The sequence below is a fragment of the Chryseobacterium shigense genome (genome assembly GCF_900156575.1).
Taxonomy (GTDB): domain Bacteria; phylum Bacteroidota; class Bacteroidia; order Flavobacteriales; family Weeksellaceae; genus Chryseobacterium; species Chryseobacterium shigense.
In genome coordinates this window covers 41,711-58,350 of sequence record NZ_FTNY01000002.1, presented here as the reverse complement: position 1 = coordinate 58,350, position 16,640 = coordinate 41,711, and the positions used below count along the sequence as shown (strand labels likewise).

Here is a 16,640-nt window from a genome sequence, read left to right as displayed (position 1 = left end):
GTGTATTGATAAATGAATGAAAATTTTATACCAATCAGGATTTGAAAATTTCATTACGATATGTAAGAAAAATTATTAAATCTTAAATAGAAATTAAAACCCGGATATATCTGAAAATAAACCATTTCTGCTGTTAAAAAATTCATAAAATAATAATAAAATCATTATATTTGCCGACTTAATTTAACGTAGTTATAACAAAATGCAAGGAAAAGGACTTATTACAATTGTTGCTATTGTACTAGGGTTAATTTGCTTAAATGAGCTATTACCAACTTGGTACGCCAGCAAAATTGAAAGGCAGGCGACTGCTGTTGCAGGAGACAATCCGGAAAAGTATCAGAAAGAACTTTTAAGACTTTCTAAAGATACTTTGAACCTGGGATTCACAAAACTTTATTACACTAAAGCCAAAGACAAGGAAATGAAACTTGGTCTTGACTTGAAAGGTGGGATCAACGTTCTTTTGGAAATTAACCAAAGAGACTTAGTGAATGATTTAACCAATTATTCTACAAATCCTGTTCTTATCGAGGCTTTAAACAAGACAGATGAAGTTCAGAAGAATTCTACAAAATCTTATATTGATAATTTCTTTGATCAGTTCGAGGCGATCAATAAAGCGAAAGGAACCAACCTTAAGCTTGCCGATCCTGAACTTTTCGGAAATACCAATTTGTCAGAGATCAAGTACAATACTTCTGATGATCAGGTAAAAAGTATCATCAAAAGAAGAATTGATCTTTCTGTAGGTACAGCTTTCGAGGTCATCAGAACCAGAATCGATAAAATGGGTGCGGTGCAGCCAAACGTTCAGAGAGTACCGGGTACGGCAAGAATTTCTGTTGAAATGCCTGGGATGAAGGATATCGACAAAGTGAAGAAAATGCTTCAGACTTCCGCAAAACTTCAGTTCTGGGAAGTACAGCAGGTTCCTGAAATTGCCCCTTATTTCCAGACATTGACTACCATGGTGGCAATCAAAGGTGATTCTATGGGCGTTGCGAAGAATACCAACTTCATGAATCTTTTAAACCTTGACAAATTAAGATCAAACGGTGTTGCCAGTGTAAAACTTTCAGATACTGCTGCGGTAAACAAAATTTTGAACAGCAAAGTAGGGCAGTCATTACGTCCGGCTAACATTAAATATACACAGTTCATGTGGGGTTACAAGCCTGAAGCTACAGATGCTCAAAGTTTAGTATTGTATGCGATCAGAGGTAACATCAACCAGAAAGCTCCGGTAGACGGTGCTGTTGAAACTGCAAGCATTGGCTATGATGAGCTAAGCAGAGTAGTAGTAGACATGCAAATGGATTCTAAAGGGGCGAAAGAATGGAAAACATTAACAGAGAAAAACGTAGGTAAGCCAGTAGCGGTAACGTTAGATGGCAGAGTATATACGGCACCAAATGTGGTGGGCGCTATTCCTAACGGTAGAACTCAGATCTCCGGTAACTTCTCTCAGGAAGAAGCTAAAGAGCTGGTAGACGTTTTAGGAGCGGGTAAATTACCGGCAGGAGCAAAAGTAGTTCAGGCTACAGTAGTAGGACCTTCATTAGGACAGGAGTCTATTGATGCAGGTGTTATTTCATTTGCCATTGCATTCCTTATTATTATTGTTTATATCATTTTCTATTACGGTGGAGCAGGGATCTACGCAGTAATTGCAATGATTATTAACTTATTCTATATTTTCGGAATTATGGATTCCGGAGACTTTACTCTAACACTTCCTGGTATCGCTGGTATTGTTCTTACGATGGCCATGGCGGTGGATACGAACGTAATCATTTACGAAAGAACGAAGGAAGAATTATTCGCAGGAAAGAGCATTTTAGAAGCTTACAAAGATGGTTTCAAACATGCATTAAGTGCGATTGTTGATGGTCACTTAACGACCTTATTAACAGCGGGTGTACTTTTCTTATTCGGAACAGGACCTATTAAAGGATTTGCTTTGACTTTAGGAATTGGTATATTAATGACATTCTTTACTTCTGTATTGCTTTCAAGAGTAATGATCTTCTCAAGACTGAACAAAGGAAAACACCTTTCTGTTTGGACAGCACCAACGAAGAACCTATTCAGAAATACCTGGATCGATTTTATCGGAAAAAGAAAATATGCTTATATCGTTTCTGCTGTTTTAACGGTCGTTTGTATTGCCTCTATTGCAATCCACGGATTCAAATACGGAATCGACTTTACAGGAGGTAGAAACTACGTGGTAAGATTCGATAAAGATGTTAATGCTGAAGAGATCGAGCAGAACTTAGTGAAAATATTCAAAACTGAAGATGGGAAAAACTCTTCTGTTGAAGCTAAAACTTTTGGAAATGACAGACAGCTGAAGATCTCTACCGATTACCTTATCGAGGATGAATCTTTAAAAGCTGACCAAACGGTAGAACAGAAACTATACGAAGGATTAAAATCAAGCTTACCTGCTAATACGACTTTGCATGATTTCAAATCTGCAGACAAAGAGCACGCAGGAATTATTTCTTCCGAGAAAGTAGGACCTACGGTAGCAGATGATATCCAGACTCACGGTATCCTTGCGGTAGTCGCTGCTTTGGCAGGGATCTTTATCTATATCTTGTTAAGATTTAGAAAATGGCAATTCTCATTGGGTGCTGTTGCAGCATTATTCCATGATGCGGTAATCATTTTAGGAGCTTATTCATTGCTTCATAAATATATGCCGTTCAATATGGAAATCAATCAGGATTTCGTTGCAGCGATTCTTACAGTATTGGGATATTCAATCAATGATACCGTTATTATCTTCGATAGAATTAGAGAGTATCTGAGAGAGAAGAAATCTCTTACACTGGCTGGATTATTTGATGACTCTATTTCCAGTACGCTAGGTAGAACATTCAATACTTCATTCACAACGATTCTTGTAATCCTGGCCATCTTTATCTTCGGTGGTGATAACTTAAGAGGATTTATGTTTGCGATGTTAATCGGTATTGGATTCGGTACCTATTCATCTATCTTTATTGCATCGGCTATCGCGTATGACTTCCTTAAAACAGGAAAAGAAGACGAGGTACACGGTAAAACGACAAGTACAAAAGAAGTACTTGCTTCAAAATAAGATCAACTACAATAAATAAGTAAAGGCCGCTTCGAAAGAAGCGGCCTTTTTTTGTTGCTTGTTCAGGATACGAGTTGCTGCTAGATTTAGTTTACTATATTTTAGTTTCCTGATTCAAAAATTTAATAGTTAAATCTAAAAGTTTGAATTTATATTTACAAGTCTGAAATCTGATATCTAATATCTGAAATCTGATTCAATTCTTCCAAACTCGAAATTTAGAACCATTATATTTCAGATTTGATTAATTTTGCAGCATTATGAAAAACTCAAATAAAAAAGCGGCCATCAGCTTTATATTTATAACCTTGCTGATTGACATCACAGGGTGGGGAATCATTATTCCTGTAGTTCCCAAATTGATTGAGGAACTTATCCATGCAGATATCAGTGAAGCTGCAAAATACGGAGGATGGCTTGGTTTTGCCTATGCATTTACTCAATTTATTTTTTCACCTGTTGTAGGAAACTTGAGCGACAAATATGGAAGAAGACCTATTATTTTGATTTCCTTATTTGGATTTGCAGTAGATTATATTTTCCTTGCCCTTGCTCCAACCATTTGGTGGCTTTTCCTCGGAAGGATTATTGCCGGGCTCACCGGAGCCAGCGTTACAACAGCCAGTGCCTATATTGCCGATATTTCCACAGATGAAGACAGAGCCAAAAACTTTGGCCTTATCGGTGCCGCATTCGGGCTTGGTTTTATTATAGGACCAGTGCTGGGTGGTCTTTTAGGACATTATGGGGCAAGAGTGCCTTTCTATGCAGCAGCAGGTCTGTGTCTTTTAAATTTCCTGTATGGGTATTTTGTTCTGCCGGAGAGTTTGGATAAAGATAAAAGAAGGGAGTTCGACTGGAAGCGGGCCAATCCTGTGGGTTCATTTAAATTTTTAGGTAAACACCCTGAAATTTCAGGATTGATCTTTGCTCTTATTTTAATTTATATTGCAGGACACGCGGTACAGAGTAACTGGAGCTTTTTCACCATGTATAAATTCAGCTGGACCGAAAGAATGGTTGGAATTTCATTAGGAGTAGTGGGTCTTTTGGTTGGTTTGGTTCAGGGAGTTCTGATTCGCTGGACAACTCCGAAGCTGGGAGAACAGAAAAGTATTTATTACGGATTGGCTTTGTATGCATTAGGAATGCTGCTCTTTGCTTTTGCTTCAGAAGGCTGGATGATGTTTGTGTTTCTTATTCCTTACTGTCTGGGAGGAATTTGTGGGCCGGCACTTCAGTCGGTGATCACGAAAAGTGTTCCTTCCAATGAACAGGGAGAACTGCAGGGGGCATTGACCAGTTTAATGAGTGCAACATCCATCATCGGGCCACCCCTGATGACCAATCTGTTTTACTATTTTACGCATGATGAGGCGCCGTTTGAATTTTCAGGAGCCCCATTCTTCCTTGCATTTATTTTAATGGCGATAAGTGTGGTGATGACTTATAATGCTTTTAAGAAAAAAAATAAAAATGTGATCAGGAAACTATAAATAGACAAATTATTCCAGACCAGATTTAACAGTTCTGTTTTTGAAAAAATTAAAAAATAAAACGGGGAGGCTATTAAAGCCTCCCCGTTTGTTCTGTATTGAAAAAATTGAATAATGAGTGGTCAATTTCTATGGATACAGCGATTTTGTACCATTGCTTACCACATTACTTCCCAGTCCCGAAAACGATACCGAAAAATTACTGCTGTTAAAACTTAATGAACCTGTAGGCGTACATAATCCAAGTGCGTATCTGCATTGTCCGTATGCGCCTGTTCTCTTGGTTACTTTACTTTCACTTTTAGCTTTACCTAAGCTGATATTTCCCCAGTCACTTACATCAACATTAGAAACACTGGAACCCGAATAATAGATCGTGATCTGATACCCTATTTCGCCTCTTTTAGAACCCCAAAGCCAATTGGCTGTCCACCATTCTTTAAACCATTTGGAAGATACTTTAGCCTGAGCATCATGAGGAGAAACCTCAGAATTTCCTCTTGCATCCATCATAACAAGTCCGGCAAATACGTTATCCCAGATAATACCGGATTCATCATAGAAGCATAGAGATGTGAAATTTTCCCCTTTGTAATTCCACGAAATTTCGAGAAGGTCGGCACCTGCTTTGATTTTCTCAGAAGCTGATTCTTTAAGCCCTTTTTGAGCTTCTGCCAATTGATCTCCGGAAAATAATACTCCGATTTTTCCCACTTTTATGGTTCCCGGGTCAAGAATATTTCCTTCAGCGACAAATTGTTCTTTGTCAGAAATGAGGTCCTGAGAGATTTTAATACCTTTCTGTGTTGAAAGTTTCCCTAAAATAGTGATACTCGTGATCTGCAGATCACTTTTCAGATACTGTTCAAGGTTTTTCTTAGAATCACTGATCTGGGTCTGAACAATCTCCGGAATCGTCTTCAATCCGGGGGTAATTTCCTTTTTCAGATCAGCTGCTGATACTTTAGATACAGTAGATTCCTGAATCATTTCACTGTTGTCATCCTGACACGCAGTAAGCGTTAATACCGATATCACGGCAAAAAGCTTGAAAGTAGTAACAAGTTTTTTCATAGTGTAATAGTTAATGATTTTGTGTCTATTAAATATAATAAATTCCATCATAAATCCCATTCATTTGAATTAAATAATTGTAAACTGAAAGTTATCGGGAGATGAAGAGGGTAGAGAGGCAGGATGTAAGAGGTAAGATTTCAGATTTTGGACCGTACATCATTTACTGGACAGCAGGCAACGCTCCAGCCCGTTTATCCTCTCACTCAAGCCCTCCAACCCCTGAAAAGTTACAAAATCTTAAAATTTGTTTAAAATTTTAGTTTACTGCGAAATAAATGTATAATCTTTCGTAATTTTACCCCTATGGAATTAAGCATTGGAGAAATGGCACTGATCGCGATAGCGATTGTTGTATTATTCGGTCCGGATAAACTTCCTCAGATCGCTCGTGACTTAGGCTCAGGGGTAAGAAAAATGCGCGGCGCAGTGGAAGACATTAAAACTGAGATCATGAAGGAAACTGATAATCCGGTTTCTGAGATCAAGCGTGAAATTGAGAAGGTAAAAGATGCGGCAAAAGATTTCAATCCTATGAAGGATATTGAAAAAGACGTCGTAAAGGAACCTTTGGCAACGAATGAACCTCCAAAAATAAAGCCTGCCGACGATGAGACCTACGAAGGGCCTGTAAGCAGATAATTCATGGAGGAGATCATTCAGGAAGATAAAAAGGTATTTTTATACCTTAATAATTTGGGCGATACTTCTTTCGACCAATTTTGGATGCTCATTTCCAGTACATGGATCTGGGTGCCCCTTTATATTATATTTCTTTATTTTTTATACAAAAATTATAAACTAAAATCTTTAGTTTTCATCCTTATATTTATTGCCTTGGGGGCTACCGTTTCAGATCAGCTGGCCAGTGTTTTCAAATACGGAGTTGCCAGACTCAGGCCGTGTCATGATCCCAGTTTGGAACATTATATGAGGATTGTAAAATGTGGAGGACAATACGGGTTTTATTCTGCCCATGCTTCCAACACATTCTTTTTAGCCGCTTATTTAAGTATTTTATTGAAAAAGAAGCTCAATTGGTTTCCATATGCTATATTTGTATGGGCTGTGATCGTTTCTTACAGCCGAATATATTTAGGAGTACATTTCCCGATAGATATTTTGGTGGGGGCGTTTGTTGGATCTTTATTGGGAGTGATATTTGGAGTACTCGCCAAAAAAGTCATCAACAAACAAACTATAACTTCATGAAAAAATCTTTATTACTCACGGCATTGATATGCTCCTCATTCAGTCTTTACGCACAGGACAAAAAAATGGCCGAAGAATGCTTTAAAAAAGCAGACTATAAATGTGCAGAAGAACAATATACCAAACTGGCTGAAAAAGAACAGATTCAAAAGTATCAGTCTGAATATTACAACAGCCTGGGGACAGCTCAGAGAAGATTGGGAAAGACGGTATTAGCTTTGAAATCTTATGAGTCTGCTTTGAAAGCCAATCCTTTATCAGCCCCGGTATATGCTAATCTTGCCTCCCTCAACAGCCAGAAAGGAAACAAAACAAAAGCTTTGGAATACATTTCCGAAGGACTTTCGATTGATGCTGAAAATCCCGAGTTTTACCTCACCCGCTCCAAGATCTACGATAGTCAGAGCAAAAAAGAGCTTGCGATTAACGACCTTAAACAGATCCTTACGTTTGCTCCTGATAATATTTACGCAAAAACAGGACTGGCTAATCTGAAGAAAAACAGCGGTGATCTGGACGGCGCTTTAAAAGATTACAACCAGCTGATCTCCGAGAAACCGGAATCACTTCTTTACAATGGAAGGGCAGACGTTTATTTCAAAATGAAAAAGCCTAAAGAAGCCCTTACAGACGTTAATAAAGCAATTTCCATCGATCCTAAATTTGCGCAGTCTTATGTGACCAAAGCTTTGGTTTTATTTGATACGGCGAAACCTAAGGAAGCCTGTGAAAATCTGAACAAAGCAGTCAGTTTAGGCTATGAAAAAGCAGTGCTGGCAGATTACTATACAAAATGTACGGTAAAATAACCTTATTTTGATCATCCGTTTTTTTGCGAAAACCTGAATCGATTAATCATCGACCCTTACGCTGAAAGTTAATTTTAACCATAATACTAAATAGAGTTCATTCTCAGTTTTAATTATTTTGAACCTCATAAAAATATATAGATGTTGAATATTGTTCTTGTAGAACCCGAAATACCCAACAATACAGGTAATATAGGACGATTATGTGTAGGAACAGAAAGTAAATTACACCTGGTTCACCCGTTTGGATTTGTGATCAATGATAAGAACCTGAAAAGATCCGGCCTGGATTATTGGATGCACCTTGACGTTACCGAATATGCCAATGTGGAGGAGTGGATAAAAAGTATTCCTGATCCGTCCCGTGTTTTCTTGATGAGTTCCCATGCTGAAAAATCCTATCTGGAAAATGATTTTCAGGAGGGCGACTGGCTGGTGTTCGGTAAGGAAAGCGTAGGTTTGAGCAAAGAAGTTCTGGATCAGTTCCAAAATCATTTGACCATTCCGATGTCCAAATTAATCCGAAGCTTTAATATTGCCAATTCCGTCGCTTTTGTAGTTGGTGAAGCGAAAAGGCAGATTGGTTTAAAAGTTTAGATATCCATTATTAAACAATTTATAAAGAGAAGTAAAGTTGAAATCAATTTCACTATTCTGATGAATAGAATAGATACAGATCACATAATTTTAAAATCTCACGCAGATTAATCTGATGATGCAGATTTTTGACTTTTGATCATCTGCTTTATGTATATCAGTGATGAGAAAAATTCGAACCATTAAGATTTCTGTTGAGCTTTTAAGAATATTAAGTTTTAGTATAGCTTTAAGGCGTACAGCTTAAAGAAAATCATTTGATTTTTTCTTAACTAAGCTTACATCCTTCATTGATCTTAATATTTAGAAAACCATAAAATGATAATCTGTTCTATCGGCTCAATCTGCGAGAGAATATCATTATAAACCCAGAGTCGAGATTTTTAATCGTTATGATAAGGTTTCCCCTGTAAAATCTGGTCAGCGCGGTAAAGCTGTTCAACAATAAATAAACGGATCATCTGATGCGTGAATGTCATTTTAGATAATGACATTTTTTCGTTGGCTCGGCTATAAATCTCTTCTGAAAAACCGTACGCACCTCCAATCAGGATATGGACTTTTTTAACTGATGAATTCATCCAGGTATCAATTTTCTGGGCAAATTCGCGGCTGGTCAACTGTTTTCCTTTTTCGTCCAGAATTACCACCAGATCATTTTTATCAATATGATTCAAAAACAGCTTTGCTTCTTCCTTCTTCAGAAGGTCGGGAGAAAGATTTTTTGCATTTTTTACATCAGGAATTTCAGTGATTTCGAAGTTCCAGTGTTTGGGAAGTCTGGTAATATAGTAACTGATCAGAGAAGTAATCTCTTTGTCATCTGTTTTGCCGATACAAAGTAAGCCGATTCGCATGTATAGAAGATTTCAAAGGGCAAAGATACCATTTTATAGGGTAAATTAAATGAATAAGGATGAAAGCGGGACGTCAAATGTTAAAATAGGAAGGGCTTTTCATTTTCAAGGTTTTTAATGTTTTACTCATTTAATTTTAAAATCCATGTATTTTATATGATTTCTATTTGTTGAGAAGGGCCCGAATTCCTGATCTGTTAAATAATTGCCATTTTTTAGCGTAAGCGGTATAAGAATAAGGATGGATAAAATGTTTATATTTGTATAAAGACTTATGAAAAAGCGGTAAATGGTTCTCCAGATCAGGAGATAAATTGGGCTGTTTTTTTAAGTGAAATGCACCAAATCGATGAGTATAAAAGTTCCCAGATTTATCTTGAAGATTCAAGAATTTTTTGACGGTATTCATATTCCTGTTTTAGGAATATCATTATGGCAGATGTTTCAGATTTATATTTCCGGTATTTTCAAAGGAAATATTGGGAGGAAAGCAGCCGCTATTTCGTGGAGTTTTACCATCAGTCTCTTTCCATTTCTTCTCTTTCTTCTTTCCGTTTTGCCTTATATGCCGCATTATGACAAGCTTCAGTTTTACATTTTTGAAGTTCTGATGCACAACGTTTTTCCTTCTAATATGGAAAATGATGTGAGAGGATACATTGAAACCAATATTATCCCGAATATGAAAGGGATCAGCAACCTGACGATCGTACTGGCATTGGTATTTGCAACCAACGGAACATTTTCACTGATCAATGGATTCAATGAAAATTCTGATGAAAAACTCACGGATGTAAAAGAATTCATCCTTTCCTTTTTTATCACCATAGGATTTATTACTATTGTTTTTCTGGCGCTTTTCGGAGTCTATTATGTGGAAGTTGTGATGAAGCTTTTTACGCCTGCCTATGACATTTCGTGGCTTGTAAAAAACCTTTCCAAGATCATTGGATTCGTATCTTTTCCACTTTTCTACTTTATTCTTCTTACTCTTTTTTACTGGTTGGGAACAGTAAAGATCGCACGATTCAGACAGGCTGTTCCCGGAGCTATTTTAACGACGGTTTTATTTGTTCTGACTACTTTTATCTTTGCGATCTATGTGAAAGATATCGCCCGCTATAACGTTCTTTACGGATCCATTGGCAGCATGATTCTGCTCATGGTTTGGGTGAATGTCAATGTGTACCTTCTCCTGTTCGGAAACGAACTGAATATGGCACTCAGAAAACTGAGAATAGAAAAACTGATGTCAGACGAAATCAAAAGAGAAGCTGTTCATTACCAGACAAGAATTACAGAACCCAACCTGGAAAGCGATGAGAACCATAGAAGAAACATGGACGAGAAGAAAAAAGATTAATTTTCTATCTCGTTCATATCCTTTTTAGAGCTCATACTCAAGATGACGAATCCTAAAACAGCTGCTAAGAAAGAAGCGATCAGAATCGCAAATTTTGCTTCGTCCTGAATCGGAATGTCATCTTTAAAGGAAAGCAGTGCAATAAAAATAGACATGGTGAATCCTATTCCTGCGAGCAAGCCAACTCCTGCCATTTGAGTCCAGGTGCTGTTTTGTGGCAGTGAGCTCAGTTTTAATTTGATGGCAATAAAAGAAAACAAATTGATCCCGACCAGTTTTCCTAACACCAGCCCGCAGATAATACCCAAACCTAACGTACTTGTAACACCTGCTACCATTTCACTGGTAAAAGCAATATTAGTATTCGTTAAAGCAAATATCGGCATGATGAGAAAGCTTACCGGAAAATGAAGGCTATGTTCAAGTTTTTCAAGAGGAGAAATTTCTACATGAGATACATTGGTAGGAATCGAGAAGGCCAGTAAAACTCCGGCTATTGTCGCATGGATCCCTGAATGATGAAGAAAATACCATAAAAATAATCCAGGAATAATATAAAAAACAAGACGGGTAACTTTTAAAAAGTTTAATAAAAATAATAAAGCAGCCGTCCCAAAAGATAACAACAGATAAGTCCAGTGAATTTGCTCGGTATAGAAAACGGCGATTACTAAGATAGCCCCCAGATCATCCACGATAGCCAGTGCCGCAAGAAATATCTTGATAGAATTCGGGATTTTTTTTCCAAGCATTGAAATAATAGCCAATGAGAAAGCGATGTCCGTAGCCATGGGAATTCCCCAGCCACTGCCATATTCGGTTCCGGAATTGAAGAAAGTATAGATGACGGCCGGAACCAGCATTCCTCCCACGGCAGCAAAAATAGGCAATGAAGCATTTTTAAAAGAAGAAAGCTCGCCTTCTACCATTTCTCTTTTGATCTCAAGCCCTACGAGAAGGAAGAAAACAGCCATTAACCCATCATTGATCCATATACTGACAGGATAGGTAAGGTGAAACAGGTGAGTCCCCACTTCCTGATCCAGAAAGTGCTGAAAACCTTCACCAGCAGAAGAATTTGCGATTAATAATGAAACAAGTACACAGAAAATAAGTATAATTCCCGATGCCTGGTTGCTGCTAAAAAATTTTTTAAAATATAAGGATAAATTCATGTTTATGATTGTAATCGTCTCACAATGGAAACGCCGTCGATGCTTTTAAGTTTTTTAAATGTCTCTTCAAGCTGACCTTTGTTTTTAACTTCAAGATTGATATTTCCTGTAAAAATACCATTATTGGATTCTATGGACATACTTTTCATATCCATTCCCATGCTTCCGCTGATCACGGTTGTGATATCGTTGATCATTCCCATTCTGTCAAGACCTTCAATTTCGATCTTCACTCGGTTCTTAAAGCTTTCCGCATTCACCCATTTGGCAGGGATCACACGGTAATCATACTGTGCTCTCAGATTGATGGCATTCGGGCAGTTGTCGCTGTGGACTTTGATACCGTCAGAAATGGTAATAAACCCGAAAATTTTATCACCGGGAATTACCGTACAGCATTTTGCATAGCTGTAGTTGAGCTTTTCTTCATCCTTCCCGAAAATAATCATGTCAAGATTTTGCTCTTTCGGCTCCTCAAAATGCTGATTTTTCGTTGGTGATTTTCTGAATCTTGAAAGTAAGTTATTGAATACATTTTTACTTTCAATATATTTTCTCAGACTGCTCACATCCAGTTCATTGCTTTGAAATTTGAGGAATAAATCCTGAGAGGTTTTCAGATTAAAGAATTTCTGAAGTTTGTTGATCTCTTCATCGTTGAAGTTGATTTTCGCGTGTCGCAGTTTTCTCTGAAGAATTTCTTTTCCTTCTTCTACCAGCTGATTCTTTTGGGAATTCAGGAAACTTTTGATCTTAGACTTTGCTTTGGAAGTCACTACAAATTCCAGCCAGTCCGACTTCGGTTTTTGATTCTGCGAAGATAAAATGTCGATCTGATCACCATTTTGGAGAACATATGAAATAGGCACCAGTTTTCCGTTGATTTTCGCGCCCAGACATTTCATTCCAAGATCTGAGTGAACGGAAAAAGCAAAGTCCAAAGCCGTAGCATTGGTTGGCAGAATCTTAATTTCTCCTTTTGGAGTAAATACAAATACTTCTTTGGAATATAAATTAAGTTTAATATTATCTAAAAGCTCAGAGGTAGAAAGATTTTGCTGCTGTTCAAGAACTTCACGGATCTCAGTGACCCATTTTTCAAAATTCCGGTCATCGGAACTTTGTTTGTAGCCTTCTTTGTATTTATAGTGGGCAGCAACTCCTTTTTCGGCAATTTCATTCATTCTTTCTGAACGAATCTGTACTTCGATCCATTTTCGATCCGGGCCAAGCACTGTTAAATGGAGACTTTCATATCCGGTAGAACGGGGTTGTGTTATCCAGTCTCTCATCCTTGAAGGATTACTGTGATAGACATCCGTTACAATAGAATAAATTTTCCAGGCCAGGAATTTTTCATTTTTAGCATCTGATTTATAAATAATCCTGATGGCATAGTTGTCGAAGACTTCCTCAAAAGAAACACCCTGTTTCAGAATTTTTCTGTAAATAGAAGAGATGGCCTTGGCGCGGCCTTTAATGGTGAAGTTCAAACCTTCTTCTTTTAGCCTTTCTGAAACTTCAGTTTTAAATTCTTCAATATATCGTTCACGGTTTTCTTTGGCAGATTCCAATTTCTCCGTGATCTCGTTATACACTTCAGGATTGTTGTATTTTAGAGAAAGATCTTCAAGCTCTGATTTTATATTGTAAAGTCCCAGACGGTGAGCCATCGGGGCATAAATGTAAACGGTTTCTGAAGCAATTTTTTTCTGCTTGTCCGGAGCCATACTTTCCAGCGTTCGCATATTGTGAAGGCGGTCGGCAATTTTGATGAGAATCACCCTGAAATCTTCCGATAGCGTCAATAAGAGTTTTCTGTAATTTTCAGATTGTACAGAAATATTCTGATGATTCATGATCGAGATCTTTGTGAGTCCGTTCACAATATTGGCAATCTTTTCTCCAAAAATCTTTTTCAGATCTTCGTAGGTATAGTCCGAATCCTCAACAACGTCGTGCAGCAAAGCACAGGCAATGGAAGTAGCCCCCAGACCAATCTCAGTTGCTACTATTTTAGCAACAGCAATGGGGTGGTAGATGTAAGGTTCGCCGGATTTTCTCCTTTGATCTTTATGGGCATCCAATGCAATATCAAATGCCTTCCGGATGAGTTTATTATTTTCCTCGTCCAGAGTTCTGTATGTATTTGAAATCAGATCCTTATATCGGGCAAGGATCTCCTTATTTTCCTGTTCTAAATCGTAACTCATTTGTGTTAATGCCTATATTTAAACGAAAATACGAAAATTTTTAAACTTTTCAAGCATAAAAAATCCACAGAACGATCTGTGGATTTCCGGTTATTAGATTTTATGTTTTGATCAGAATTTAACTTCTGAATCCATACCGCTGCTTGATGCCTTTATTTTCACATCGGGGCTGTTATGGATTTCCGCTCTGTTTCTGGCATCGATAAATCTTTTGATTTGATCATAATTGGCCTCTCCAATACCCATATTCTCGAATAAATAGGTCTTCAGTACTGAATTTTGGCTAAAAATATTCTTTGCGCCGTCAGTTTGGTTATTATCTTTTACCGCAACACTCGCCAGATACTGAGAGGTATCAGAGTCGTTATTAACATATACTATGTAATCTGAATTTTCAAATCCTGAATTTTCCAGATCCGCTTCAAGTTTTTTGTAATCGCTGTGATGTGCAAATAATCCAGCTAATATATTTGACATAAGCAATGGTTTTTAAATTGTACTTAAAGGTAATAAATATTTTTTGATATTATTGGTAATAATTTATTAAAATTTACGTTTTAATGTTTTGTCTATATTTTTATGTTAAAATGTTTGAGAATATCTATTGAACAGGTGTTTAAGTTTGATGATCTACTACTTAATAAAGATTAAAGAAACAAATTCATTTATTTGCGTCATCCGTGAAATCTACGCGAATAAAAAATACTCATTCTTAAGCATTATTATCAAAAAAACGGACCGAAGCCCGTTTCTATAATATAGGATTTGAATTTAAATCTAAATTCTTTCATTTTTGATTTCCTCTACAATTTCCGGATTCAACAGCGTTGAAATATCTCCAAAATTACTGAAATCTCCTTCTGCAATTTTTCTAAGGATTCTACGCATGATTTTCCCTGAACGTGTTTTAGGAAGCCCGGAAACAAACTGGATCTTATCCAGTTTAGCAATCGGTCCTATCTGTTCCGAGATCAGCTGATTGATCTCCTTCTTAAGGTTTTCCTTGTCACGGCCTTCTCCTGTTTCTTTCAAGATTACAAAACCATATAAGGCGTTTCCTTTAATGTCATGAGGATATCCCACAATCGCAGATTCAGCCACAGCAGGATGTTCATTGATGCTGTCTTCAATAGGCGCTGTTCCCAGATTATGTCCGGAAACAATAATTACGTCATCCACACGGCCAGTAATTCTGTAGTATCCCACTTCATCCCTTAAAGCGCCGTCACCGGTAAAGTATTTTCCCGGGAATGCCGTGAAGTACGTTTCTTTATATCGTTGATGGTCGCCCCAGATGGTTCTGGCAATTCCCGGCCAGGGAAAACGGATACATAGATTTCCGGTTACCTGATTTCCTGTAATTTCGTTGCGCTTGTCATCCATCAGCACAGGTTGGATTCCCGGAAGAGGAAGGGTAGCATAGGTAGGTTTAGTAGGCGTAACGAAAGGAAGAGGAGAGATCATGATACCTCCCGTTTCCGTTTGCCACCAGGTATCCACCACAGGACATTTTTTCTTTCCGACATGATCATTAAACCAGTGCCATGCTTCTTCATTGATCGGTTCACCTACTGAGCCAATGACTTTCAGAGTACTCAGGTCATGTTTGTCAACCCATTCCGAACTTTCTTTAGCTAATGATCGGATGGCGGTAGGAGCGGTGTAGAACTGAGTGACTTTATGTTTTTCGATCACTTCCCAGAAACGGTCGGGTTCAGGATACGTAGGGACACCTTCAAAAATGACTGTGGTGGCTCCGTTAAGCAGCGGCCCGTACAGGATGTAAGAATGTCCAGTGATCCATCCAATATCCGCTGTACACCAGTAAATGTCATTTTCTTTATAATTGAATACGTTTTTAAAAGTATAGGCGGTGTAGACCATATACCCTGCGGAAGTGTGAAGCATTCCTTTAGGTTTTCCCGTGGAACCGGAAGTATAGAGAATGAAAAGAGGATCTTCGGCATCCATGATGACAGTGACGAAATCGGCAGACGCTTTTTCGTACAGATCAGCCATCCAGTAGTCTCTGCCGTCTTTCATTTTGATTTCGTTGTGAGTTCTTTTCACGACCAGAATAGATTGTATGCTTGGGGTTTTCTCCGCAGCTTCATCTACGATGCTTTTCAGATCCAGAACTTTGTTTCCTCTGTAGCTTCCATCTGATGTAATGATCATTTTGGCATTACAGTCATTGACTCTTGATGCTACCGCTGATGCAGAAAATCCTGCAAAAATTACCGAATGTACCGCGCCCAGTTTAGCACAGGCAAGCATGGTTATGGCCAGTTCCGGGATCATAGGAAGATAAATGCAGACTCTGTCGCCTTTTTCAATTCCCATTTCGCGTAAAACATTAGCGGTTTTATTAACACGGCTGTATAATTCATTGTAGGAGATATGTTGTGCCTGCTCTTTAGGATCGTTGGGCTCCCAAATGATTGCGGTTTTTTCTCCTCTTACGGTAAGATGTCTGTCTATACAGTTTTTAGTGATATTTAATTTAGCATTTTTAAACCATGTGATCTTGGCTTCATTCATATCATACTTAACCACCTTGCTCCATCTTTGGTACCAGACAAAATTTTGATCAGCAATCTTATCCCAGAATTTTTTGGGATTTTTAATAGACTTTTTGTACTCTTCAAAATAATGTGGCAGATCTTCAATTAAGTAATTTCTCATATCCCTTCTTTTTTTGAAATTTGAATTTTATTAATATTAAATATATG

12 protein-coding genes and 1 pseudogene are annotated in these 16,640 nt (G+C 37.8%); 7 read left to right on the top strand and 6 right to left on the bottom strand.

The window, feature by feature from the left end; genetic code table 11:
• Window positions 1–202: 202 nt before the first annotated feature.
• The gene (gene secD, locus BW964_RS05755; RefSeq protein WP_076505586.1) at window positions 203–3,112 is read left to right on the top strand and encodes a protein translocase subunit SecD; all 2,910 of its coding nucleotides are present in this window, start codon (window positions 203–205) and stop codon (window positions 3,110–3,112) included.
• A gap of 260 nt (window positions 3,113–3,372) precedes the next feature.
• On the top strand, window positions 3,373–4,608 hold the full coding sequence (locus BW964_RS05750; protein ID WP_076505584.1) for a TCR/Tet family MFS transporter: 1,236 nt from the start codon (window positions 3,373–3,375) through the stop codon (window positions 4,606–4,608).
• A gap of 129 nt (window positions 4,609–4,737) precedes the next feature.
• Here the strand turns inward: BW964_RS05750 and BW964_RS05745 are convergent, their stop codons facing one another.
• Window positions 4,738–5,682, bottom strand: a complete 945-nt coding sequence (locus tag BW964_RS05745; RefSeq protein WP_076505582.1) for a hypothetical protein — start codon at window positions 5,680–5,682, stop codon at window positions 4,738–4,740.
• A 306-nt stretch (window positions 5,683–5,988) separates the two neighbouring features.
• Here BW964_RS05745 and BW964_RS05740 point away from each other — a divergent pair, with 306 nt between their 5' ends.
• The 4 genes from BW964_RS05740 (at window position 5,989) to BW964_RS05725 (ending at window position 8,300) form a co-directional block, all read left to right on the top strand.
• On the top strand, window positions 5,989–6,324 hold the full coding sequence (locus tag BW964_RS05740; protein ID WP_073334799.1) for a Sec-independent protein translocase subunit TatA/TatB: 336 nt from the start codon (window positions 5,989–5,991) through the stop codon (window positions 6,322–6,324).
• Between the two features lie 3 nt (window positions 6,325–6,327).
• Window positions 6,328–6,894, top strand: a complete 567-nt coding sequence (locus BW964_RS05735; protein WP_076505580.1) for a phosphatase PAP2 family protein — start codon at window positions 6,328–6,330, stop codon at window positions 6,892–6,894.
• A complete protein-coding gene (locus tag BW964_RS05730) occupies window positions 6,891–7,703 on the top strand; it encodes a tetratricopeptide repeat protein (protein ID WP_076505578.1) in 813 nt (270 codons plus the stop codon). The genes BW964_RS05735 and BW964_RS05730 overlap by 4 nt, the downstream gene beginning before the upstream one ends.
• 141 nt (window positions 7,704–7,844) lie before the next feature.
• Window positions 7,845–8,300 carry a tRNA (cytidine(34)-2'-O)-methyltransferase gene (locus BW964_RS05725; protein WP_076505576.1) on the top strand — a complete coding sequence of 152 codons (456 nt, stop codon included), beginning with the start codon at window positions 7,845–7,847 and terminating at the stop codon, window positions 8,298–8,300.
• Between the two features lie 383 nt (window positions 8,301–8,683).
• On the opposite strand, the gene BW964_RS05720 is transcribed toward BW964_RS05725, so the two are convergent.
• Window positions 8,684–9,157: a 23S rRNA (pseudouridine(1915)-N(3))-methyltransferase RlmH gene (locus BW964_RS05720; protein ID WP_076505574.1), complete on the bottom strand. Its 474-nt coding sequence runs from the start codon at window positions 9,155–9,157 to the stop codon at window positions 8,684–8,686.
• A 349-nt stretch (window positions 9,158–9,506) separates the two neighbouring features.
• Between BW964_RS05720 and BW964_RS05715 the strand changes: the two genes are divergently transcribed.
• Window positions 9,507–10,520: a YihY/virulence factor BrkB family protein gene (locus BW964_RS05715; protein ID WP_084175662.1), complete on the top strand. Its 1,014-nt coding sequence runs from the start codon at window positions 9,507–9,509 to the stop codon at window positions 10,518–10,520.
• On the opposite strand, the gene nhaA is transcribed toward BW964_RS05715, so the two are convergent.
• The 4 genes and pseudogenes from nhaA to acs form a co-directional block, all read right to left on the bottom strand.
• Entirely contained in the window at window positions 10,517–11,695 is a 1,179-nt protein-coding gene (gene nhaA, locus BW964_RS05710) for a Na+/H+ antiporter NhaA (RefSeq protein ID WP_076505572.1), read from the bottom strand. The genes BW964_RS05715 and nhaA overlap by 4 nt on opposite strands.
• 2 nt (window positions 11,696–11,697) lie before the next feature.
• On the bottom strand, window positions 11,698–13,908 hold the full coding sequence (locus BW964_RS05705; RefSeq protein WP_076505570.1) for a RelA/SpoT family protein: 2,211 nt from the start codon (window positions 13,906–13,908) through the stop codon (window positions 11,698–11,700).
• A gap of 111 nt (window positions 13,909–14,019) precedes the next feature.
• Window positions 14,020–14,385 (bottom strand): hypothetical protein, encoded by a 366-nt coding sequence (locus BW964_RS05700; protein WP_076505568.1) that lies wholly within the window; start codon window positions 14,383–14,385, stop codon window positions 14,020–14,022.
• A gap of 300 nt (window positions 14,386–14,685) precedes the next feature.
• A pseudogene (acs, locus tag BW964_RS05695) lies at window positions 14,686–16,596 on the bottom strand (acetate--CoA ligase); the annotation flags it as partial.
• Between the last annotated feature and the right edge of the window lie 44 nt (window positions 16,597–16,640).

Bases quoted from the DNA above. Each gene is read 5' to 3' on its own strand.
- BW964_RS05740 (WP_073334799.1), top strand. From the start codon at position 5,989: ATGGAATTAAGCATTGGAGAAATGGCACTGATCGCGATAGCGATTGTT.
- nhaA (WP_076505572.1), bottom strand. From the start codon at position 11,695: ATGAATTTATCCTTATATTTTAAAAAATTTTTTAGCAGCAACCAGGCA.
- BW964_RS05720 (WP_076505574.1), bottom strand. From the start codon at position 9,157: ATGCGAATCGGCTTACTTTGTATCGGCAAAACAGATGACAAAGAGATT.
- BW964_RS05730 (WP_076505578.1), top strand. From the start codon at position 6,891: ATGAAAAAATCTTTATTACTCACGGCATTGATATGCTCCTCATTCAGT.
- BW964_RS05725 (WP_076505576.1), top strand. From the start codon at position 7,845: ATGTTGAATATTGTTCTTGTAGAACCCGAAATACCCAACAATACAGGT.
- BW964_RS05750 (WP_076505584.1), top strand. From the start codon at position 3,373: ATGAAAAACTCAAATAAAAAAGCGGCCATCAGCTTTATATTTATAACC.
- BW964_RS05745 (WP_076505582.1), bottom strand. From the start codon at position 5,682: ATGAAAAAACTTGTTACTACTTTCAAGCTTTTTGCCGTGATATCGGTA.
- secD (WP_076505586.1), top strand. From the start codon at position 203: ATGCAAGGAAAAGGACTTATTACAATTGTTGCTATTGTACTAGGGTTA.
- BW964_RS05700 (WP_076505568.1), bottom strand. From the start codon at position 14,385: ATGTCAAATATATTAGCTGGATTATTTGCACATCACAGCGATTACAAA.
- BW964_RS05735 (WP_076505580.1), top strand. From the start codon at position 6,328: ATGGAGGAGATCATTCAGGAAGATAAAAAGGTATTTTTATACCTTAAT.
- BW964_RS05715 (WP_084175662.1), top strand. From the start codon at position 9,507: ATGAGTATAAAAGTTCCCAGATTTATCTTGAAGATTCAAGAATTTTTT.
- BW964_RS05705 (WP_076505570.1), bottom strand. From the start codon at position 13,908: ATGAGTTACGATTTAGAACAGGAAAATAAGGAGATCCTTGCCCGATAT.